This is a genomic window from Microbacterium sp. MYb64, from assembly GCF_002979495.1.
Classification (GTDB): domain Bacteria; phylum Actinomycetota; class Actinomycetes; order Actinomycetales; family Microbacteriaceae; genus Microbacterium; species Microbacterium azadirachtae_A.
Genome location: NZ_PCOW01000019.1, coordinates 1 through 20,715, shown reverse-complemented (window position 1 = coordinate 20,715; position 20,715 = coordinate 1). Strand labels below are relative to the sequence as shown.

Below are 20,715 nucleotides of genomic sequence, written 5' to 3'. Positions count from 1 at the left end.
GCTCCGCCGCCGCCCGACACCCGCAGGAAGCCCATGCCCCGCACGACCACGCCGCCCGAGCCGATCGAAGAGCGCATCCAGGACATCGATCTGTCGAGCGAGATGCAGGGATCCTTCCTGGAGTACGCGTACTCGGTCATCTACTCCCGCGCCCTTCCCGACGCGCGCGACGGCCTCAAGCCCGTGCAGCGACGGATCCTGTTCCAGATGGCCGAGATGGGCCTGCGCCCGGATCGCGGCCACGTCAAGAGCGCGCGCGTCGTCGGCGACGTCATGGGCAAGCTGCATCCGCACGGCGACTCCGCGATCTACGACGCGCTGGTGCGCCTCGCGCAGCCGTTCGCGCTGCGCCTGCCGCTCGTCGACGGGCACGGCAACTTCGGATCCCTCGACGACGGCCCCGCCGCCTCGCGTTACACCGAGGCCCGTCTCGCGCCCTCCTCGCTCGCGCTCACCGAGAGCCTGGATGAGGACGTGGTCGACTTCGTCCCCAACTACGACGGCCAGTTCCAGCAGCCCTCCGTGCTGCCGGCCGCGTTCCCGAACCTGCTCGTCAACGGCGCGAGCGGGATCGCCGTCGGCATGGCGACCAACATGGCGCCGCACAACCTCATCGAGGTCGTCGCGGCGGCCATCCACCTGCTCGAGCACCCCGAGGCGACGACCGAGGAGCTCATGGAGTTCGTCCCGGGTCCCGACTTCCCCTCCGGCGGCATAGTGATGGGCCTCGACGGCGTCCGCGACGCCTATGCGAACGGCCGCGGAGCGTTCAAGGTGCGCGGCAAGGTCTCGATCGAGCCGCTCGGCCCGCGCCGCACCGGCATCGTGGTCACCGAGCTGCCCTACATGGTCGGTCCGGAGCGCGTGATCGAGAAGATCCGCGACGCCGTGCAGGCGAAGAAGCTCCAGGGCATCAGCGACGTCAACGACCTCACAGACCGCAACCACGGCATGCGGATCCAGATCGGCATCAAGACCGGCTTCGACCCGAACGCCGTGCTCGAGCAGCTGTACCGCCTGACGCCGATCGAGGACTCGTTCAGCATCAACAATGTCGCGCTCGTCGACGGACAGCCGCGCACGCTCGGGCTCAAGGAGCTGCTCAGCGTCTACGTGCGGCATCGCCTCGAGGTCGTCACGCGGCGCAGCCAGTACCGCCTCGCGCGCCGCGAGGAGCGCCTGCACCTGGTCGAGGGCCTCCTCATCGCGATCCTCGACATCGACGAGGTCATCCAGGTCATCCGCTCCTCGGACGACTCGGAACAGGCCCGCACCCGCCTGCAGAGCGTCTTCGACCTCAGCGAGCGGCAGGCCGAGTACATCCTCGAGCTGCGCCTGCGGCGCCTCACCAAGTTCTCCCGCATCGAGCTGGAGACCGAGCGCGATGCGCTCCTCGCAGAGATCGCGGCGCTGCAGGAACTGCTCGGCAGCGAGGTCCTCCTGCGCGGCCAGGTCGCGACCGAGCTCGACGCGGCGGCCGAGGCCTACGGAACCCCCCGCCGCACGCTGCTGCTGAACGCCGCGCCGCCCAAGGCGCGGGCGAGCAAGGGCCCCGTCGACACGCAGATCGCGGACGCCCCCACCACCGTGGTGCTGTCCACGACCGGTCGCGCCGTGCGGGTGGACCTCGAACCCGGTCAGGAGCTCTCCCCCGCCACCCGGCGCAGCAAGCACGATGCGATCCTCGCCACGCTCGCAACGACGACCCGCACCGAGATCGGCGCGGTCACGACGGCCGGGCGCGTGCTGCGCTTCACGGCGATGGACCTTCCGTCCGTGCCACCCGCGTCGGTGCACCTCGCCGCCGGCGTGCCGCTGCGCGACTACATCGGGCTGCTCGACAAGAGCGAGCGGATCCTCGCGCTCCTGCGCTTCGACGACGACACGCCGATCGCGCTGGGCACCCGCACGGGTGTCGTGAAGCGCGTGGTGCCGTCCTCCCTCGCGGTCAAGCCCGAGCTCGAGATCATCGGCATGAAGCCGGGCGATGCGGTCGTCGGCGCCGGCGCCGCGACAGACGACGCCGAGCTCGTGTTCGTCACGAGCGACGCGCAGCTGCTGCACTTCCCGGCATCCGGCGTCCGCCCGCAGGGCGCTCCGGCCGGCGGCATGGCCGGCATCAAGCTCGGCGCGAAGGCCGAGGTGATCGCCTTCTCCGTGCTCGCACAGGACGAGGACGCCCTCGTCGTGACCGTTTCCGGTGCCGCGGGCATGATCGCCGGGACCGATGCCGGACGCGCGAAGTCGTCCCGGTTCGCGGAGTTCCCCGGCAAGGGGCGCGCCACCGGCGGCGTCAGGGCGCACGCGTTCCTGAAGGGCGAGGACCGCCTGACCCTGGCCTGGGTCGGCGTCGAGCCCGCGCTCGCGGTCGGTCCCGACGGATCCGCACGCGAACTGCCCGAGGCAGGCGCCAAGCGCGACGGCTCGGGGCAGCCCATCGACGGCGTCATCGGCTCGATCGGCGCGGCGCTGGGCGCATGAGCGGCTCGATCCTGATCGTCTCGGGGCTTCCCGGCGTCGGCAAGACCACGGTCGCCCGTGAGCTCGCGACGCGATCGGCGCGGGGTGCGCATCTCGACACGGACCAGATCGGCGAAGCGCTCATCCTCTCCGGCCTCGTCGCGCCGGGTCAGGACCCTGCGGAGGAGGCCGAGCGGCAGCTGGCCCTGCGCCGGCGGAACATCACGGATCTCGCCCGCAACTTCGCCGAGGCGCGATTCGATGTCGCCATCTCCGATGTCGTGCTCTGGCCGGAGCTCCTGGAGCAGTATCGCGCGGCGATCGACCTGCCGCTGAGGTTCGTGCTCCTCACCGCGACGGCGCAGGCGATCGCCGGCCGCGATGCGGCGCGGGACAAGCACGTCGCCGAGGAGTGGGCGCACCTCCGAGCGGCGCAGGACGAATTCCGCGCGCCCGGGCTGCGTCTGGACACGACCGGGCTCTCCCTCGACGAGACGCTCGATGCGATCCGCGCGCGCTGGGACGATGCGCTGATCTGATCGCGGGCCGGGGTCACACGGATCCCGTCCCGCGGCTCCGCGCGATTTGCCCCTCCGCATGGCGACCGGCACCATGTGAGGATGACGCCCCGATCCCGACGTCCTGTCGCCGGCCACGGCCAGCTGCACGGCCCCGCCGCGTGGAGCCAGCTGCTGAAGATGCTCGGCGTCGTGGCGATCGTGGTGCTCGTCTCCGGCTTCTCCGTCGCGGGGTACGTCGTGTACGACCTCGGGCAGACGTTCAGCGACGAGGTCGTTGCGCTCGACGGCGACGATTCAGTGCCTCCGGACATCGGCGCGATCAAGGGCGGCGTGAACATGCTGCTGGTCGGCAGCGACGTCTGCGAAGACGACTTCAAGGATGGTTTCGGCAACCGCTGCTCCGACCCCGAGAGCGGAGGAGAGCGCAACGACACGAACCTCCTGCTGCACATCTCCGACAGCCCGCGCCGGGTCACCGTCATCACGTTCCCGCGCGATCTCATGATCACGATCCCGTCCTGCACGGACTCCGACGGGAACGCCAGCGAGGAGCGCTCGAAGGAAGCGCTCAACGAAGCCATCGGAATCGGCGGACAGAAGAACGGCCTGGCGTGCGTCGCCCGCACGATCACCAAGGTCTCCGGTCTGGAGATCCAGTTCGCCGCCAGGGTCACCTGGGGCGGCGTCATGAAGATCACCGACGCGATCGGCGGCGTCGATGTCTGCGTCGCGAACGGCATCAGCGACCCGGAGAACACCGGGCTAGAGCTGGCCCCCGGGACGCACACCCTGCAGGGCTACTGGGCGCTGCAGTTCCTCCGGGTGCGCCACGGCGTGGGCGACAACGGGGACCTCAGTCGAGGCAGCAACCAGCAGGTGTACATGTCCTCGCTCGCGCGCAAGATGACGTCGAGCGAGGTGCTCGGCAACCCCGGCAGGCTCCTCAGACTCGCGAACACGGTGATGACCAACGTCACACCGAGCGCCAAGCTGACCAACCCGACCCTGCTCGTGCAGATCGCCCTGGCGATCAAGGATGTGCCGCTGGAACAGATCAACTTCGTGAACTACCCGGTGCTGGACGATCCGGGCAACCCTGGTGTCAAAGTCGTGCCGGACTACGAGAGCGCCGACCGGCTGTGGGCAGCGCTCGCGGCGAACCAGCCGATCCAGGTCACGGGACAGCGCGACGCCGTCGTCTCCGCGACCGAGGCCCCGGCCGACTCTCCCCCCGACCCTTCCACCGGGGCTGACGCGAGCACCACGCCGACATCGGATAAGACCGGCGGACCCGTCGCGCTGCCGCAGAACATCTCCGGACAGTCGGCGGCGCAGCAGACGTGTTCGAACGGCAACGGCACCGGGGGCTGACGCCGCCCCTCGAGGCGGATGGCGGAAGCGACGCCGACGGGCGCCTATTCCGCCACGAGCGCGGACCCGAGGTCCGCGAACCCTTCCGCCACCACCCGGGCCACGGTGCGGGCGTGCGCGCCCTCCGGATCCAGATCCGGATCGAAGACGGTGACCGCGGCGCCCCAGGCGTGCGGAGCGAGCGCGGCGAGCAGCCCGATCAGCTCATCCGGCGCGAGACCGCCCGGATCCGGACTGTCCACGGCCGGCATGTGCATCGGGTCGAGGACGTCGACGTCGACCTGGATCCAGTAGCCGCGATCCAGGTCGTCGAGCGCGCGCACCCGGGATGCGGCTCTGGCCCCGCCGTGCAGGATGACGTCGTCGGCCGGCACCACGAGGCCGATGATCCGGCGCAGCTCCTCCGCGTGCGGATCCTCGTACCTGCAACCGATGTGCGCGGTGATGCCGGACGCGAAGTACGGTCCGAGCCCGTCGATGTCGCTGAGCTCGGGGAGGTGCATCCCGATCGCCGCAGCGAGGTCCTCCCCGGCGAGGCTCGCGACGCCGTCGCTGTTGCCCGGATGCCGGAAGTCCGTGTGCCCGTCGATGTGAACGAACCCGCCGCCACCGCTCACCCGGGCCGCGAGCCCTGCGGCGATCGCCAGGCTGCAGTCCCCGCCGAGGACGAGCGGCGCTTCACCGGCCTCTCGGATCTCGAACAGTCGGTGGGCCAGCCGGCGCGCGTGGTCCACGATCGCGGCCTGGTTGCGGACGGTTCCCGCGGGCCGCCGTCCGTCGTCATCGACGTAGCGCCCTGGGAGCACGACGCCGCCGTCGATCGCGCCCTGCGCGTGCAGAAGCCGGTGCAGCCCCGCCTCGCGGAGCGCCTCCGGAGCCTTGGCCGTCCCCGGCACGCCGCCGCGCACGGGAGGGCGGAGGCCCAGATTCGTGGGAGCTGAGACGACGGCGACCATCGTCTCAGTCTGTCAAGGCGTCGCCGTCACGGCGGCAGACCCGCCAGGCGCCCGGCGCATCCAGACGTCGATCCCGTCGTCGTGCTCGACGACGAAACCGTACCGCTCGTACAGTCGTCGGGCAGCCGATCCGACGAGAACCTGCAGACGCAGCGGACGCTCGGCGGGAACCTCCGCGAGCACTGCGCGCAGCACGGCGGATCCGATCCCGCGCCCCTGATGCTGCTCGTCCAGGTAGAACATCTCCAGCCAGGACTCGTCGCCGTCCGGCCGCAGCGTGATCGTGCCCGCCACCTCTCCGTCGAGCAGGATCATGCGCGTGTGGTCCGGAGAGAAGTGCTCCGCGACCCTCGCGCGCGACCTGTCAGGGTCCCACCCGACGAGCGGTTCCAGATCCCGGCGCAGGACGCGCTCCTTCAGCGCGGCCACGAGTTCCACATCCTCCGGAACGGCCACCCGCAGCGCGACGACCGGCAGCGGCGCGCCCATCAGGCGTCGATGGCCTCGCGTGCCAGGCGGTCCGAGGAATCGATGATGAACTCCCGCCGCGGGGCGACCTCGTTGCCCATCAGCAGCTCGAACACGCGCCCGGCCGCTTCGGCATCCTCCATGCGCACGCGCCGCAGCAGGCGCCCGGAGCGATCCATCGTGGTCGAGGCGAGCTGCTCGGCATCCATCTCGCCGAGACCCTTGTACCGCTGGATCGGCTCGTGCCAGCGCTTGTTCTGCTTGCGCAGCTTGGCGAGCAGGGTGTGCAGCTCGCCCTCGCTGTACGTGTAGATCGTCTCGTTCGGCTTGGATCCCGGGTTCATCACGATCACCCGGTGCAGCGGCGGCACGGCGGCGAAGACCCGCCCGTCCTCGATGAGCGGGCGCATGTACCGGTAGAACAGCGTCAGCAGCAAGGTGCGGATGTGCGCGCCGTCGACGTCGGCGTCGCTCATCAGGATGATCTTCCCGTAGCGCGCGGTGGAGAGGTCGAAGGAGCGGCCGGATCCGGCGCCGATCACCTGGATGATGGACGCGCACTCGAGATTCGACAGCATGTCGCTGACCGATGCCTTCTGCACGTTCAGGATCTTGCCGCGGATGGGCAGGAGCGCCTGGTACTCACTCGTCCGGGCGTGCTTGGCCGTGCCGAGTGCGGAGTCGCCCTCGACGATGAACAGCTCGGTCTGCGCGATGTCGGTGGACCGGCAGTCGACGAGCTTCGCGGGCAACGACGAGGACTCCAGCGCGTTCTTGCGGCGCTGGGTCTCCTTGTGGGCCCGTGCCGAGACGCGCGCCTTCATCTCCGCGACGATCTTGTCCAGCAGCATCGAAGCCTGGTTCTTGTCATCGCGCTTGGTCGAGGCGAAGCGCTCGCCGAGCGCCTTGCGCACCACCTGCGCGACGATCGTGCGCACGGCGGGAGTGCCGAGCACCTCCTTGGTCTGCCCCTCGAACTGCGGCTCCGGCACGTTGACGGTCAGCACGGCGGTGAGACCCGCGAGCACGTCGTCCTTCTCGAGCTTGTCGCTGCCTGCCTTGAGGCGTCGCGCGTTCTGCTCGACCTGGGCGCGCAGCACCTTCAGCAGCTCCTGCTCGAAACCCTGCTGGTGCGTCCCGCCCTTGGGCGTGGCAATGATGTTCACGAAGGAGCGCGTGCTGGTGTCGTAGCCCGTCCCCCAGCGCAGGGCGATGTCGACCGCGCAGACGCGCTCGACCTCGGTCGCGACCATGTGGCCGTCCGGCTGCAGCACCGGGACGGTCTCCTTGAAGGTGCCCTCTCCCTGTACGCGCCAGGTGTCCGTCACGGGAGCGTCCGTGGCCAGGTACTCGACGAACTCCGCGATGCCGCCCTCGTAGTGGTACGAGGTCTCGTTCACCGCGTCCGCGACGCCGGGGGCCGCCTCGGCCTCCGCGCCGCCCTGTGGCTCCGCGGCTGTCGAGGCCCGCTCGTCGCGCACGACGAGTTCGAGCCCTGGCACGAGGAAGGCGGTCTGCCGCGCACGGGTCTCGAGCTCGGCGAGCTGGAACGCGGCGTCCTTCGTGAAGATCTGCCGGTCGGCCCAATAGCGGATCCGCGTGCCGCTCACGCCGCGCGGCGCCTTGCCGATCACGCGCAGCTCGCTGTTGTCCTGGAACGGCCTGAACGGAGCGTCGCGCCGCTTCTCCCCCGCATCCGTGAAGATGCCGGGCTCGCCCCGCCGGAACGACATCGCGTAGGTCTTGCCGCCGCGGTCGACCTCGACGTCGAGCCGCTCGGACAGGGCGTTCACCACAGAGGCGCCGACGCCGTGCAGACCGCCGGAGGCCGCGTACGACCCTCCGCCGAACTTGCCTCCCGCGTGCAGCTTGGTGAAGACGACCTCGACGCCGGTGAGCCCGGTGCGCGGCTCGACGTCGACGGGGATGCCTCGGCCCCGGTCGTGCACCTCGACGCTGCCGTCGGGGTGCAGGATGACGTCGATCTTCGAGCCGTTGCCGGCGACCGCCTCGTCGACGGAGTTGTCGATGATCTCCCACAGGCAGTGCATGAGACCCGGGGAACCGTTCGAGCCGATGTACATTCCAGGCCGCTTGCGGACGGCCTCGAGCCCCTCGAGGACCTGGAGGTGATGGGCGGAATACTCGGCTGTCACAATCCCCCATCGTATCGAGGAGCGGGGACACCGCCCCGACGACACTCCTTGCCGTCACCCGCTCGTCACCTGGCGCGTACGCGGTGAGCGAAACACGCCGTCTCGCGGGCATGACTCCCAGCTCTGCGTGGTTGTATTGAGCACACTCCACACAGCGGACCCGAACAACGAGGAGGCATCGAGATGAACGCGACGACCGAACGGGATAGCACAGTCATCCCCCGCCTCACGGCGATGGACCGATGCGACTCCTGCGGAGCCCAGGCCTACATCGCCGCCGAGGTCAACGGCAGCGAGCTGCTGTTCTGCGCCCATCACGGGCGCAAGTACGAAGAGAAGCTCCGTGCGGTGGCCACGAGCTGGCACGACGAGACGTCGCGACTGCTCGAGTCCTGATCCGCTCCCTAAGACAGAAGCGCCCGGTGTCCTGCGACATCGGGCGTTTTCCTGTCCGGACGTCGGTTCCTCCGAGCGGATCCGAACCGCGTTCAGCGGTACTCGCGCCGCACGTGCGGAGTGAGCCGGCAGAGGATCTCCTCGCCCACCGTGCCGACCGCCTCCGCGAGGGTCGTCGGCGAGGACTCGCCGTGCGCGCCTCGGCCGAAGAGGACGACCTCGTCGCCGACGGCGGCACCGTCCCACCCGGCGACGCGCGCGGCGTCCGGGCCGACCGCCAGGAGCGCTCGGGCACCGGCAGGGGTGCCCACCTGCACACGGCCGGCGAGGATGCTCGGCAGCCCGTCGAAGGATCCGGCGCCGACGACGACCTCGTCGCCGTCGACCTCCCGCACCGGCGCCACGAGCTCCGCGGCGGGGGCGATCCCCGGCAGATCCGGTCCGTCGGCGGAGCGCACGCCGAAGCAGAAGGCTCCGACGCGCACGAGCGACCCGCGCAGCTCGGGGCGGGCCCAGGTCGCGGCCGAAGCGGTCAGGTGCCGATAGGGCAGCTCGGCGCCGAGTTCGCCAGCGCGGTGCACGGCGTCGAGGAAGCGCGCCTGCGCGGCGTCGTCCTCCTCGTCGCTCGCCTCCGCGAGATGGCTCCACGCGCCCACGAGCAGGATGTGTCCCGCCTCCTGAGCGCGCAGGGCGGACGCGACGCCCTCGTCCCACTCGTCCGCCGACAGCCCGTTGCGATGCAGTCCGGTGTCGACCTTGAGATGGATGCGCGCCACGGCGCCGAGGGCGGTGGCGCGGGCGATCACCCGGCGCAGGTAGTCCAGCGTCCCGACGCCGAGATCCACCTCCGTGCGCAGGGCCGCGTCGATCTCCTCGTCGAGCGAGGTGACCCAGGCGAAAAGCCGCGGAACGTCGCCGACCTCGTCACGCAGCCGGAGGGCGGTGGGGATGTCGTAGGTGCCGAACCAGCCGACCCCCGCGTCCGCTGCGACCCGGGCGGCCCAGGGCGCGCCGAGTCCGTAGCCGTCGTCCTTGACTACCATCATCAACGCGGAGGGGGCGACGCGCGCGGTCACGGCCGCGATGTTGGCCCGCAGCACCGCTTCATCGGCGCGCAGCACGGGTCCGGTCAGGCCTCCCATGAACGCTCCGTCCGCTGCCCCACGACGGCGACGAGTTCGTCGACGCCCATTCCGGTGATCCGCGCCCATTCCGCGGCACCGGCCCTCATCGGACCGCGGCCGCCGAAGTAGGTCGCCTCGGCGCCGAGGGCGACGTCGGCGGCGCCGATGTCGACGACGCACACGTCCATGGCGATCCGGCCGACGATCGGGTGCACGAGGCCGTCGATCTCGACCGACGCCCGGCTGCCGAGCGCGCGCACGACGCCCTGCGCGTAGCCGCCGGTGACGAGCGCCAGGCGCGAGTCCTCCGGAGCGCGGTGGATGTAGCCGTAGGAGACGCCGCCGCCGGCCGCGATGTCCTTGGTCGAGAGCACCCGACCCGCCACGCGCATCACGGGCGCGCCGACCAGGGCGCCGTCGCCGTCCGGCAGGCCGTACAGCAGGTGAGGATCCAGGTCCGGCGCCTCGGTGCAGGTCGCTTCGAGGCCCTCCGCCCGCAGCAGTGCGGTCTCGGCCTCGCCGTCCACGCGCACGCCGCGCGCCCCGGCCGAGACGACGGCTCGGGCGACGTCCAGGAGCCCATGCCCCCAGGCATCACGACGGAGATCGGCGATGCCCGCTCCCCCGGCGGCGACCGCGGCTGCAGCCCCGTCCTCGAGGGCGGACCGGGAGATCAGCGAACGCAGCATCGCACTCCGCGACGGAGTGGCGGGGAGCGGCTCGTTCACCTTTCCACCCTACCTGCGCGCCTCCATCCGGATCCGCCCGCCCATCAGCGCCCGGGGGTCTCGGAGGCGGCCCGCCCTAGAATGGACCGGTTCCCGATCCCTCGACCCGGAGTACGCATGCCCTCGAACGGCCTCGGCCTCAAGTCCCGTCTCGGCTATCTCGCCGAGCGCGCCCGTCGCATCAATGTCGGCTCGGTGATCGAGCGCGCCAAGGAGGCATCCGCGCAGCACGGCAAGGCCGTCCCCGCCGTGGTGGTGGACATGCTGTGGTCGGCCGGCCGCCACAACGTCGGGTTCCAGGACTACATCGACTACGACTTCGCGATCCTGAACCGCGCCGAGCGGGCGACCTACATGACGCACCCCGTGTCGAACCAGATCTCGGAGCGGTACGCCCACCCCGACTATCGGCACCTGTTCCACGACAAGATCGAGTTCGACGAGAAGTTCTCGGACTTCCTCCGTCGCGAGTGGATGGTCGTGAAGCCCGGCAACGCAGAGGAGCTGCGCGCGTTCCTGGAGCGCCAGGGCACCGTCATCGTGAAGACGCCGATGGGACAGGCCGGATCCGGCGTGTTCCGCTACCACGCCGCCGACATCTCCGACTGGGACGCGTTCCATGCCGACCTGCTCGGCCAGGGCCGTCTGCTCGTCGAGGAGGTCATCCGGCAGCATCCCGACCTCGCCGCGGTCTGCCCCGGCACGGTCAACACGACCCGCGTGACCGCGTTCTTCGACGGCGAGAAGACGCACATCCTCGCGATGGCGCAGAAGTTCGGGCGCGGCGAGGTCAGCGACCAGATGTCCTTCGGCGGCTTCTACACGATGCTCGACGAGGACGGCCACGCCGTGAGCGCCGGCTACGACTCGCACGGGCACGTGCACGAGCTGCACCCCGACTCCGGCTTCCGCATCGCCGACTTCCAGCTCCCGATGATCGACGAGGTCAAGGCCTTCGTGGATCAGGTCGCCCGCGTCGTGCCGCAGGTGCAGTACGTCGGATGGGACATCGTGGTCGGTCCCGACGGCCCCGTGCTCGTCGAGGGCAACTGGGGCGCCGGCGTCTACGAGAACAAGCCGAGCGTCTCGGGCATCCGCACCGGTCACAAGCCGCGCTACCAGGCCGCCATCAAGTTCTGAGCGCAGCGCCCTTCGTCTCGCTGCGCTCGCTCAGGGACCGGAGCGTCGGTCCCTGAGCGAGGAGCGCAGCGACGAGACGAAGGGCGGTCCCTGAGCGAGGAGCGCAGCGACGAGACGAAGGGTCAGGCCGGGCGGATGATGCCCATCGGCGTCGACTCCGTGCCCTGACCGAGCGGGTTGTCCTTGAGGATCGCGACGAGGCGCTTCTCAGCGCCCTTCTCGAGCGTGGAGCCGAGGATGTTGCCGCCGAGGTCGTTGATGTCGACCACGGCCACGTCGCACACCCCGTCGATCAGCTGCTGCATCTCGTGAGCCACCTCGCGCGGGCGCGCCGGCCCCAGGACGACCGAGCGGTCGTACGGCGGCATGGTGCCCTCCGTCGGCCCGTCGATCGCGCGGGCCTTCTCGCCGGCGATCCGGTAGAAGTCGCCGCGACGGCCGAACGCCTTGGTCACGGCGGACACCGCCGCCGCGAACAGGATCCGGGGCGTTCCGCACTCCCGCAGCGCCATCTCCATGGTCTCGGGCATGCCGAGGCCGATGCCGTACGGCGTGCGCGTCACGTACTTCGACAGGAAGAACGCGAGCTTGCGCGGCTGGATCTCCTCGAGCAGGAACGACCGGCCCTGGGTGATGCCGACGATCTTCTCGGTGATGAAGAGGAGGTCGCCCTTCTGCACCTCACCCGCGGCGTACTCGGTGACGATGTCGGCGAGCACGTCGCCGGGCATGACCACCTTGGTGCGGATCGGAATCCGCAGCCAGCGAGAGCCCTCGACCGAGATCTCGAGGTTCTTGCCGTCGTTGGGCTTCGCCTCCGCGCTCACTCGAGGTAGTCCCGCAGCGACTGCGAACGGCTCGGGTGACGCAGCTTCGCCATCGTCTTGGACTCGATCTGGCGGATCCGCTCGCGGGTCACGCCGAAGGTGTCGCCGATCTGGTCGAGCGTCTTGGGCTGGCCGTCGCCGAGGCCGAAGCGCATGCGGATCACGCCCGCCTCGCGCTCGGACAGGGAGTCCAGGAGCTGCTCGAGCTGACGCTGCAGCATCGTGAAGCCCACCGCGTCGGCCGGGACGACCGCCTCGGTGTCCTCGATGAGGTCACCGAACTCGCTGTCGCCGTCCTCGCCGAGCGGGGTGTGCAGCGAGATCGGCTCACGGCCATACTTCTGCACCTCGATGACCTTCTCCGGGGTCATGTCGAGCTCGCGGCTCAGCTCCTCGGGGGTGGGTTCACGACCGAGGTCCTGCAGCATCTGCCGCTGCACGCGCGCGAGCTTGTTGATGACCTCGACCATGTGCACGGGGATGCGGATGGTGCGGGCCTGGTCGGCCATGGCGCGGGTGATGGCCTGACGGATCCACCACGTCGCGTAGGTCGAGAACTTGAAGCCCTTGGTGTAGTCGAACTTCTCGACCGCTCGGATGAGACCGAGGTTGCCCTCCTGGATGAGATCCAGGAACTGCATCCCGCGGCCCGTGTAGCGCTTCGCGAGGGAGACGACGAGGCGCAGGTTGGCGCCGAGCAGGTGGCTCTTGGCACGCTGACCGTCGCGAGCGACCCACTGCAGGTCGAGTCCGAGCTGACCGGTCTTCTCGGCCGCCGACATCACCGAGAGCTTCTCCTCGGCGAACAGACCCGCCTCGATCCGCATCGCGAGCTCGACCTCTTCGGCCGCGTTCAGGAGCGCGACCTTTCCGATCTGCTTCAGGTAGTCCTTGACCGGGTCGGCGGTGGCACCGGTGATCTGCGTCGAGTAGACGGGGACGTCATCCTCGTCGGTCGAGCTGATCCGGATCGCGCCGGTGGGCAGCGGCTCGGTGAAGGCGGGCTTGGCGCCCTCCTCGTCGTCGCCGTCATCGGCGGCGTCAGCGGGGGCCTCTTCGGCGGTGTCGCCCTCGGCCTCGTCCTTGCTCTTCGCTCTGGTCGCCCTCTTGGCCGCAGGCTTCTTCGCCGCCGCCTTCTTCGGGGCCACCGGCTCCGCGGCGTCGACGGCCTGGGCCTCGACCTCCTCGGGCTCGGCCTGGTCGTTCTTCGTCCGGGTGTTCTTCTTCGTGGCAGTCGTCACGTCTCGCCTTTCAACGGAGCGCTTGCGCGGGCGCCCTGTGGTGTTTCGGCCTGTGGGCCTTGCAGCCCGTGCCCTCGCGGGCACTAGTAAGACCCTTGTCAAGTCCCCAGACCTTGCGGAATGGGTATTGACAACGGGTCGTCAGATAAGTATCGCACACTCTGCGCGCGCAGACGCCGGATCCCGCAATCGGCGTGGATCCTCTCGGGACACTCCCGGGATCGGCTCAGATCCGGCCGTTCTTGTCCTCGTCGCCGCCCTGGCGGGTGGCCAGGAAGCGCTCCAGCTCCGCGGCCAGCTCGTCGGCGCTGGGGAGGGATCTCTCGTCGAACCCGACGGGCGCCTCGTCCTCGAGTTCCACGCCGGACATGTAGGAGTCGTAGCGGTGCTCGAGCGTCCGCACCATCTGCGCGAGCTCCTCGTTGTCGCGCACCTGCTCGTCCACCCGCTCGAGGTACTCGGCGCGCTTGTCGCGCAGCGCGTCCGTGAGCAGCACCAGTCCGGTGGCCGCCATCACCTTCTCCGCGGCGGTGAGCACCGCGTCCGGGTACTCCGTGTCGGCGAGGTAGTGCGGCACGAGCAGCACGAAGCTCGCGACACTGCGCTCGGCCTGCACGAAGCGGTACTCCAGCAGGTGCCCGGCAGTGCCGGGAACCTGGGTGCGCGGTCGCCACACCGAGTGCGCGGCCGTGAGCTCCGCCCTGTTGCCGCTCGCCGTGACGCCGATCGGGCGCGTGTGCGGCACCGGCATCGCGATCGAGTGCACCCAGGTGACGGTGGACACGTCGTACTCCGCCGCGAAGTCGAGCACCACGTCGGCGAAGGCGTTCCAGGCGAAGTCGGGCTCGTAGCCGGCCAGCAGCAGGAACGGCCGTCCGAGCGCATCTTGCGCGAGCGACAGCTCCAGCCGGGCGGGCTTGAACTCGGCGATGTGATCCTGATCGAAGGTGAGCACGGGCCGGCGCGCGCGGTAGTCCAGCAGCAGGTCATTGTCGAAGACCAGCACCGGCTGCGGATCCGTCGTCTCCGCGAGGTGATCGATGAGCCCCGAGACCGCGGATCCCGCGTCCGTGAAGCCGGTCAGCAGGATGACGAGCGGCAGACCGGACGGCACGCCGCCGGGGTAGGCGACGCGTTCGTGGATCTCTCCGGAGATGGGCATGCCTCCATGCTACGAGGCGCCCCGCCGGCCGGATCCGCTGAGCGCTGAGAGCGAACACGCGGAGGGGGCATCCTCTCCTCGCGCACCGTGCCGAACCTAGGATGGAGACCATGACGTCTCCTGCGCTCGAGCTGCACACAGGCGCTCCGGCGGACGCGAACGCAGATGCGGTCGTGCTCGTCGTCGCCGGTCTCACGGACACCCCGGAAGACCTGTCCCCCTTCTCCTCCGCCCACGCCGCTTTGACCGCGGTCGGCTTCACCGGGAAGGCGGGCGCCTACGCGCGGATCCCCGCACCCGATGTCGCCGACGTGCCGGTCGCCGTCGTGAGCGCCGGATCCGCCCCCGATGCGAACGCCGTGCGCGAGGCCGTCGGCGCCGCGCTGCGCACGCTCACCGGCTTCGGCCGCGTGTCCGTCCTGCTCGGCGACGCCGTCGCGGAGCACGCGTCGGCCGCCGCCGAAGGCGCGCTGCTGGGCGGATACCGCTTCGACGACTACCGTTCCGGCGACCAGCCGAAGCGCGCGGAAACGGTGGTGCTGCACGCCGAGCTCGCGCCGGAGGAGGCCGCACACGCCACGGCGCTCGCCCAGGCCGTCGCGCTGACCCGGGATCTCGTCACCACTCCCGCCGAGTGGCTGGGCCCCGAGGATCTGGCGAGCCGCGCCGTCGAGGAGCTCACCGGGCTCGATGTGACCGTCGAGGTGCTCGACGAGACCGCACTCGCCGCCGGCGGCTACGGCGGCATCCTGGGCGTCGGCCAGGGCTCCGACCGCCCGCCGCGGCTCGTCCGCCTCGACTACTCCCCCGCCGGCGCCACGGGGCACATCGCCCTCGTCGGCAAGGGCATCACGTTCGACACCGGAGGCCTCTCCCTCAAGCCGCCGGCGAGCATGGTCGGCATGAAGACGGACATGGCGGGAGCGGCCAGCATCCTCGCCGCGACCAAGGCCGTCGCGGCCCTCGGTCTGCCGATCCGCGTGACCACCTGGCTGTGCATCGCGGACAACATGCCCTCCGGCTCGGCGATCCGCCCCGGCGATGTGCTGCGCTTCGCCGACGGCCAGACCGTCGAGGTTCTCAACACCGATGCGGAAGGACGCCTCGTCCTCGCCGACGGACTGGTGGCCGCGAGCCGGGAGAACCCCGATGTGATCCTCGACGTCGCCACTCTGACCGGCGCGATCATCGTCGCGCTCGGCATGCGTCATACCGGCGTCTTCGGAGACGACGACACGGTGCACGAGGTGCTGGCCGCGGCCTCCGCGACCGGCGAGGCCGCATGGCCGATGCCGCTTCCCGAGCACATGGAGGACGAGCTGAAGTCGCCGATCGCCGACCTGGTCAACGCCAAGATCGGCGACCCCGCAGGCGGCGCGCTCTTCGCCGGGCTGTTCCTGCGACGCATGGTCGGGCGCACCTCCGACGAGGCCGACGCGCCCCGCATCCCCTGGGCCCACCTCGACATCGCCGGCTCGTCCGAGCACAAGGGCGCCCCCTACGGCTTCACTGACAAGGGCGCCACCGGCGCGATCGTGCGCACGCTGATCGCCTTCGCCGAGGCGCGCGCGAACGGAGCACGCGCATGACCGCTCACACCTTCGACATCGTGATCCTCGGCGGCGGCAGCGGCGGCTACGCCGCGGCTCTGCGCGCCGCCGAGCTCGGCAAGTCCGTGGCCCTGATCGAGAAGGACAAGGTCGGGGGCACCTGCCTGCACCGCGGCTGCATCCCGACCAAGGCCCTGCTGCACTCCGCTGAGATCGCCGAGAACGTGCGCGACGCGGCCAAGTACGGCGTCGGGGCCTCCTTCGAGGGGATCGACCCCGCCGGCGTCCGCGCCTACCGCGAGGGCATCGTCGCGAAGAAGTACAAGGGCCTCGAGGGGCTCGTCAAGGCCCGCGGGATCACCGTCGTCGGCGGCGAGGGCACCCTGCGCCCCGATCGCTCCATCGCGGTCGGCGACGACGTCTACACCGGCGCCGACGTGATCCTCGCGACCGGCTCGTACAGCCGGTCGCTGCCCGGACTGGAGATCGGCGGGCGGATCCTCGCCAGCGAGCAGGCGCTCGCTCTCGAGGAGGTTCCGCAGCGCGTCGTCATCCTCGGCGGCGGCGTGATCGGCGTCGAGTTCGCCAGCGTCTGGCGCTCGTTCGGCTCCGAGGTCACGATCGTCGAGGCGCTCGATCACCTCGCCCCGAATGAGGACCTCGCACTCAGCAAGGGCCTGGAGCGCGCGTTCCGCCGCCGCGGAATCTCCTACTCGCTCGGCGTGCGGTTCGCGAGCGCGACCCAGACCCAGGACGCCGTCACGGTCACCCTGGAGAACGGCACCACCTACGAGGCCGACTACCTGCTCGTCGCCGTCGGCCGGGGACCGGCCACCGCCGGGCTCGGATTCGAGGAGGCCGGAGTCGCCATGGAGCGCGGCTTCGTACTCACCGACGCCGAGCTGCACACGAACGTGGAGCACGTGTGGGCCGTCGGCGACATCGTGCCGGGTCTGCAGCTCGCCCACCGCGGCTTCCTGCAGGGCATCGCCGTCGCCGAGCGCATCGCCGGGCTGGCCCCCGCCGTCATCCCGGATGCGCAGATCCCGCGCGTCACCTACTGCAGCCCCGAGGTCGCCTCGGTCGGTGTGACCGAAGCCGCCGCGATCGAGGCCTTCGGCGCCGATGCGGTGGTCTCCTACGAGTACAACCTCGCCGGCAACGGCAAGAGCGAGATCATCGGCACCGGCGGACTCGTCAAGGTCGTGCGACAGAAGGACGGTCCTGTGCTGGGCGTTCACCTGCTCGGCGACCGCGTCGGAGAGCTCATCACGGAGGGGCAGCTCGCGGTGAGCTGGGAGGCGCACCCTGAGGACATCGCCCCGCTGATCCATGCCCACCCGACCCAGAGCGAGGCGCTCGGCGAGGCGTTCCTCGCGCTTGCCGGCAAGCCGCTTCACGCAATGTGAAACTTTTCTTGCGCATCGTGGAAACCGCAACTGGGCTGAACGCCCGGTTGCCCACTAAGCTGAACACCATCACGATTTTTCCTAAGGAGACTCCGTCATGAGCACACCCGTGGTCCTTCCCGCCCTCGGCGAAAGCGTCACCGAGGGCACTGTGACCCGTTGGCTCAAGCAGGTGGGCGACACCGTCCAGGCCGACGAGGGCCTGCTCGAGATCTCGACCGACAAGGTCGACACCGAGATCCCCTCGCCGGTCACCGGCGTGATCGAGGAGATCCTCGTCAGCGAGGACGACACCGTCGAGATCGGCGCGATCCTCGCCCGCATCGGCGACGGCTCCGGCGCATCCGCCCCGGCCGCGCCCGCCGCCGAGGCCGCCCCCGCTGCCGCGACTCCTGCTCCCGCCGAGGCGCCCGCGCCCGCGGCAGAGCCCGCACCTGCCGCCGCAGCCCCCGCCGCATCCTCGGACGCGACGGACGTGCGACTCCCCGAGCTGGGCGAGAGCGTCACCGAGGGCACCGTGACCCGCTGGCTGAAGCAGGTCGGCGATGACGTGGCCGTCGACGAGCCGCTGCTGGAGATCTCGACCGACAAGGTCGACACCGAGATCCCCTCGCCGGTCGCCGGCACGCTGCAGGAGATCCTCGCCGCCGAGGACGAGACCATCGCCGTCGGCGCCGTTCTCGCCCGCATCGGCAGCGGTGCTCCGGCTGCTGCTGCTCCGGCCGCTCCGGCTGCGGCTCCGGCCGCTCCGGCACCCGCCGCCGAGCCCGCCCCGGCTCCGGCCGCTGCTGCTCCCGCCCCGGTTGCGGCACCTGCTCCGGCAGCTGCTGCTCCCGTTGCCTCGGCTCCGGCTGCCGCTGCTCCGGCCGCCGCCGACTCCGGATCCGACTCGGTGTACGTCACGCCGCTCGTGCGCCGTCTAGCGACCGAGAAGGGCGTCGACCTGGCGTCGATCACCGGCACCGGTGTAGGCGGACGCATCCGCAAGGAGGACGTGCTGAACGCCTCTGCGGCTCCGGCTGCTGCTCCCGCTGCGGCTGCTGCGCCGAAGAAGGCCCGCGAGATCTCCCCGCTGCGCGGCACCACGCAGCCGATGTCGCGTCTGCGCAAGGTCCTCGCCGAGCGCGCGGTCGCGTCGATGCAGCAGACCGCTCAGCTGACCACCGTGGTCGAGGTCGACGTCACGAAGCTCGCCGCGTACCGCGACCAGGTGAAGGGCTCGTTCCAGCAGAAGACCGGCGACAAGCTGTCCTTCCTGCCGTTCTTCGCCCTCGCCGCCGCCGAGGCGCTGCAGGAGTTCCCGATCGTGAACTCCACGGTCGACGGCACCGACATCGTGTACCCGGCCTCGGAGAACATCTCCATCGCGGTCGACACCGAGCGCGGCCTGCTCACGCCGGTGCTGCGCGATGCCGCGTCGAAGAACGTCGCCCAGATCGCTCACGAGATCGCCGATCTCGCGGCCCGCACCCGCGACAACAAGCTGAAGCCCGACGAGCTGGCCGGCGGCACGTTCACGCTGACCAACACCGGTTCGCGCGGCGCGCTGTTCGACACCCCCGTGGTGTTCCTGCCGCAGTCCGCGATCCTGGGCACCGGCATCGTCGTGAAGCGCCCCGGTGTGGTCACGGTGGACGGCCAGCAGGCCATCGCCGTGCGGTCCTACGTCTTCCTCGCGCTGTCGTACGACCACCGCACGATCGACGGAGCGGACGCCGCGCGCTTCCTCTCCTCGGTGAAGGCGCGCCTGGAGGATGCGGACTTCGCCGCTCAGCTCGGCGCCTGACACCACTCACGGAGCCCCGGCTCCTCCGGATGGCGGATCCGCGATGTCGTACACATCGCGGATCCGCCATCCGGCGTTTCTGCGGATGATCACGATCATCTGCGCCTGATCTCCGGATCCGTTCCGGATCGCGGCGATGTCGCCGTAGTCCTCGATCAACTCCGCGGGCTCCGGCGCCGGGCGCACCGGGCGGGAGGCCGCCGCGCCGCCGTCCCACACCTCGGCACAGGCCGGCCGCGGCGACGCCTCGCAGGTCCGCACGGCGGCGATCAGCTCGGCGCCCGCCGCCGCAGGGTCGGAGCGCGACGACGCCCTCGGCGCCCTGGGGCGATCGGATCCGGTGGGCGCTGCTCCACCGACCGCCGCGCTCCCCGACTCGGCGGGCGAAGGCGAGCCGCTTCCTGACGGCAGGATCTCCGCCGTCGGGGACGAACGCCCGGCGGCGTCGGCACCACTCGTGTCGGACGGCCACAGCGCCCCGGTCATAGTGATCGCCACCGCCGCCGAGACCGCGACGACGACCGGCCCTCGCCACCGCCGGCGGCGCTGCGGTCGCTCCAGCTGCGGCCCGGACGATCGATACCGCACGCGAAGGCGGAGCGCACTCGAATCCCGGCCGTATCTTCGCGCATGCACCAGGGCGCTCCGCAGCACGCGCGCCGGTCCTCCCGTCGCAAGCCGGCCACCGGTCGCCCGGCGTCCCTCGCGCTGCTCCGCACGTGGAGCGGCACGTGCGCGCAGGGGGCGCCGCTTCGCATCGCCCCTCGGCGCCCCGGTCCGCCTCGGAGCGACGATGTCGATCCGCCCCGCGGCGCGCAGCTCTCTCCGCCGCGAAGGTCGTTCATACCGTGGCGGGACCGCTCCTGCAGGATCCCCCTCGCCATCAGCCGCGGCGAACTCGTCGGCGATCAGCCGCAGTGGCCGCGGCGCGGCGATCTCCAGCAGTTCAGCCTCCCACCGTGCGGCTTCAGCACGGAGGCGACGCGGATCGTGCAGCGCTTCCGCGAGACGCGCGAGGACGCGCCGGAGCGCCCGATCCTCGATCCGCCTCTCCACGTCGCGCAGCAGCCGCTCGCCCGTCTCACGCGGCACCCCCTCCCCATGTCTGCCCCCGGGGGCATCGATCACGAACACGGGCCGGGCCTCGTCCGTGAGCCACCAGCTGCCGTGCCGCTCGTCGCCCGCTCCGTCGGCCCGGGCGTGCCGGCGGTCGAGCTCGGCGTCGTGCTGCCCTCCGTCGAGCTCGAGCACCCCGCGCAGGATGCTGACGGCGAGCGTGACCGCTTCCCCGTGCGAGATCCCGCCCGCTTCCGTCGCCTGCGCGAGAGCGGTGCGCACGGTCCGCACGCACCAGGGCAACAGCACGTCCTGCCCGTCCGCCCGCAGCGCGATATCGACCGGCGCCGCCACGTGCTCCGCC

General features: G+C 70.8%; 17 protein-coding genes. 8 read left to right on the top strand and 9 right to left on the bottom strand.

All coding sequences use genetic code 11. The annotated features are described in order from the left end of the window. Positions 1–33: 33 nt before the first annotated feature. From CQ044_RS15050 to CQ044_RS15040, 3 genes are all read left to right on the top strand, one after another. Positions 34–2,481 (top strand): DNA topoisomerase (ATP-hydrolyzing) subunit A, encoded by a 2,448-nt coding sequence (locus tag CQ044_RS15050; protein ID WP_105689219.1) that lies wholly within the window; start codon positions 34–36, stop codon positions 2,479–2,481. Then, positions 2,478–2,999 (top strand): AAA family ATPase, encoded by a 522-nt coding sequence (locus tag CQ044_RS15045; RefSeq protein WP_105689218.1) that lies wholly within the window; start codon positions 2,478–2,480, stop codon positions 2,997–2,999. Before CQ044_RS15050 ends, CQ044_RS15045 begins: the two co-directional genes overlap by 4 nt. A gap of 81 nt (positions 3,000–3,080) precedes the next feature. Further along, complete coding sequence (locus tag CQ044_RS15040) at positions 3,081–4,352, top strand: LCP family protein (RefSeq protein ID WP_105689217.1); 1,272 nt, start codon at positions 3,081–3,083, stop codon at positions 4,350–4,352. A 44-nt stretch (positions 4,353–4,396) separates the two neighbouring features. Here the strand turns inward: CQ044_RS15040 and CQ044_RS15035 are convergent, their stop codons facing one another. From CQ044_RS15035 to CQ044_RS15025, 3 genes are read right to left on the bottom strand one after another with little or no spacing between them, the layout of a single operon-like run. Continuing rightward, positions 4,397–5,308: an arginase family protein gene (locus tag CQ044_RS15035; RefSeq protein ID WP_105689216.1), complete on the bottom strand. Its 912-nt coding sequence runs from the start codon at positions 5,306–5,308 to the stop codon at positions 4,397–4,399. Between the two features lie 12 nt (positions 5,309–5,320). Further along, positions 5,321–5,797 (bottom strand): GNAT family N-acetyltransferase, encoded by a 477-nt coding sequence (locus CQ044_RS15030; RefSeq protein ID WP_105689215.1) that lies wholly within the window; start codon positions 5,795–5,797, stop codon positions 5,321–5,323. After that, positions 5,797–7,932 (bottom strand): type IIA DNA topoisomerase subunit B, encoded by a 2,136-nt coding sequence (locus CQ044_RS15025; protein ID WP_374954866.1) that lies wholly within the window; start codon positions 7,930–7,932, stop codon positions 5,797–5,799. The genes CQ044_RS15030 and CQ044_RS15025 overlap by 1 nt, the downstream gene beginning before the upstream one ends. Positions 7,933–8,115: 183 nt before the next feature. Between CQ044_RS15025 and CQ044_RS15020 the strand changes: the two genes are divergently transcribed. Next, on the top strand, positions 8,116–8,328 hold the full coding sequence (locus CQ044_RS15020; protein WP_045272992.1) for a hypothetical protein: 213 nt from the start codon (positions 8,116–8,118) through the stop codon (positions 8,326–8,328). 92 nt (positions 8,329–8,420) lie between these two features. Here the strand turns inward: CQ044_RS15020 and CQ044_RS15015 are convergent, their stop codons facing one another. Beyond that, complete coding sequence (locus CQ044_RS15015) at positions 8,421–9,470, bottom strand: alanine racemase (RefSeq protein WP_105689214.1); 1,050 nt, start codon at positions 9,468–9,470, stop codon at positions 8,421–8,423. Beyond that, entirely contained in the window at positions 9,458–10,180 is a 723-nt protein-coding gene (locus tag CQ044_RS15010) for an alanine racemase C-terminal domain-containing protein (RefSeq protein ID WP_258133333.1), read from the bottom strand. Before CQ044_RS15010 ends, CQ044_RS15015 begins: the two co-directional genes overlap by 13 nt. A 117-nt stretch (positions 10,181–10,297) precedes the next feature. Between CQ044_RS15010 and CQ044_RS15005 the strand changes: the two genes are divergently transcribed. Beyond that, entirely contained in the window at positions 10,298–11,320 is a 1,023-nt protein-coding gene (locus tag CQ044_RS15005) for a sugar-transfer associated ATP-grasp domain-containing protein (RefSeq protein WP_105689212.1), read from the top strand. A 122-nt stretch (positions 11,321–11,442) separates the two neighbouring features. On the opposite strand, the gene CQ044_RS15000 is transcribed toward CQ044_RS15005, so the two are convergent. The 3 genes from CQ044_RS15000 to CQ044_RS14990 all read right to left on the bottom strand — a co-directional run bounded on the left by CQ044_RS15000 (position 11,443) and on the right by CQ044_RS14990 (position 14,550). Continuing rightward, positions 11,443–12,147, bottom strand: a complete 705-nt coding sequence (locus CQ044_RS15000; protein ID WP_105689211.1) for a coenzyme F420-0:L-glutamate ligase — start codon at positions 12,145–12,147, stop codon at positions 11,443–11,445. After that, positions 12,144–13,388, bottom strand: coding sequence for an RNA polymerase sigma factor (locus CQ044_RS14995; RefSeq protein WP_105689210.1), 1,245 nt, complete (start codon positions 13,386–13,388; stop codon positions 12,144–12,146). Before CQ044_RS14995 ends, CQ044_RS15000 begins: the two co-directional genes overlap by 4 nt. Positions 13,389–13,614: 226 nt before the next feature. Next, positions 13,615–14,550: a proteasome assembly chaperone family protein gene (locus CQ044_RS14990; protein ID WP_105689209.1), complete on the bottom strand. Its 936-nt coding sequence runs from the start codon at positions 14,548–14,550 to the stop codon at positions 13,615–13,617. 110 nt (positions 14,551–14,660) lie between these two features. On the opposite strand from CQ044_RS14990, the gene CQ044_RS14985 reads away from it, so the two are divergent. From CQ044_RS14985 to sucB, 3 genes are all read left to right on the top strand, one after another. After that, positions 14,661–16,139 (top strand): leucyl aminopeptidase, encoded by a 1,479-nt coding sequence (locus CQ044_RS14985; protein WP_105689208.1) that lies wholly within the window; start codon positions 14,661–14,663, stop codon positions 16,137–16,139. Continuing rightward, complete coding sequence (gene lpdA, locus CQ044_RS14980; protein WP_105689207.1) at positions 16,136–17,509, top strand: dihydrolipoyl dehydrogenase; 1,374 nt, start codon at positions 16,136–16,138, stop codon at positions 17,507–17,509. The genes CQ044_RS14985 and lpdA overlap by 4 nt, the downstream gene beginning before the upstream one ends. Positions 17,510–17,606: 97 nt before the next feature. After that, positions 17,607–19,295, top strand: coding sequence for a 2-oxoglutarate dehydrogenase, E2 component, dihydrolipoamide succinyltransferase (sucB, locus tag CQ044_RS14975; protein ID WP_105689206.1), 1,689 nt, complete (start codon positions 17,607–17,609; stop codon positions 19,293–19,295). A gap of 6 nt (positions 19,296–19,301) precedes the next feature. On the opposite strand, the gene CQ044_RS19635 is transcribed toward sucB, so the two are convergent. Then, on the bottom strand, positions 19,302–20,715 hold a 1,414-nt coding region (locus CQ044_RS19635), incomplete at its 5' end, for a hypothetical protein (protein WP_105689205.1).

Excerpts from the sequence above, each read along its gene's own strand:
- CQ044_RS15015 (WP_105689214.1), bottom strand. The coding sequence starts at position 9,470 with ATGGGAGGCCTGACCGGACCCGTGCTGCGCGCCGATGAAGCGGTGCTG.
- CQ044_RS15005 (WP_105689212.1), top strand. The coding sequence starts at position 10,298 with ATGCCCTCGAACGGCCTCGGCCTCAAGTCCCGTCTCGGCTATCTCGCC.
- CQ044_RS15030 (WP_105689215.1), bottom strand. The coding sequence starts at position 5,797 with ATGGGCGCGCCGCTGCCGGTCGTCGCGCTGCGGGTGGCCGTTCCGGAG.
- CQ044_RS15050 (WP_105689219.1), top strand. The coding sequence starts at position 34 with ATGCCCCGCACGACCACGCCGCCCGAGCCGATCGAAGAGCGCATCCAG.
- CQ044_RS15035 (WP_105689216.1), bottom strand. The coding sequence starts at position 5,308 with ATGGTCGCCGTCGTCTCAGCTCCCACGAATCTGGGCCTCCGCCCTCCC.
- CQ044_RS14990 (WP_105689209.1), bottom strand. The coding sequence starts at position 14,550 with ATGCCCATCTCCGGAGAGATCCACGAACGCGTCGCCTACCCCGGCGGC.
- CQ044_RS15045 (WP_105689218.1), top strand. The coding sequence starts at position 2,478 with ATGAGCGGCTCGATCCTGATCGTCTCGGGGCTTCCCGGCGTCGGCAAG.
- CQ044_RS15040 (WP_105689217.1), top strand. The coding sequence starts at position 3,081 with ATGACGCCCCGATCCCGACGTCCTGTCGCCGGCCACGGCCAGCTGCAC.
- sucB (WP_105689206.1), top strand. The coding sequence starts at position 17,607 with ATGAGCACACCCGTGGTCCTTCCCGCCCTCGGCGAAAGCGTCACCGAG.
- CQ044_RS14985 (WP_105689208.1), top strand. The coding sequence starts at position 14,661 with ATGACGTCTCCTGCGCTCGAGCTGCACACAGGCGCTCCGGCGGACGCG.
- CQ044_RS15020 (WP_045272992.1), top strand. The coding sequence starts at position 8,116 with ATGAACGCGACGACCGAACGGGATAGCACAGTCATCCCCCGCCTCACG.
- lpdA (WP_105689207.1), top strand. The coding sequence starts at position 16,136 with ATGACCGCTCACACCTTCGACATCGTGATCCTCGGCGGCGGCAGCGGC.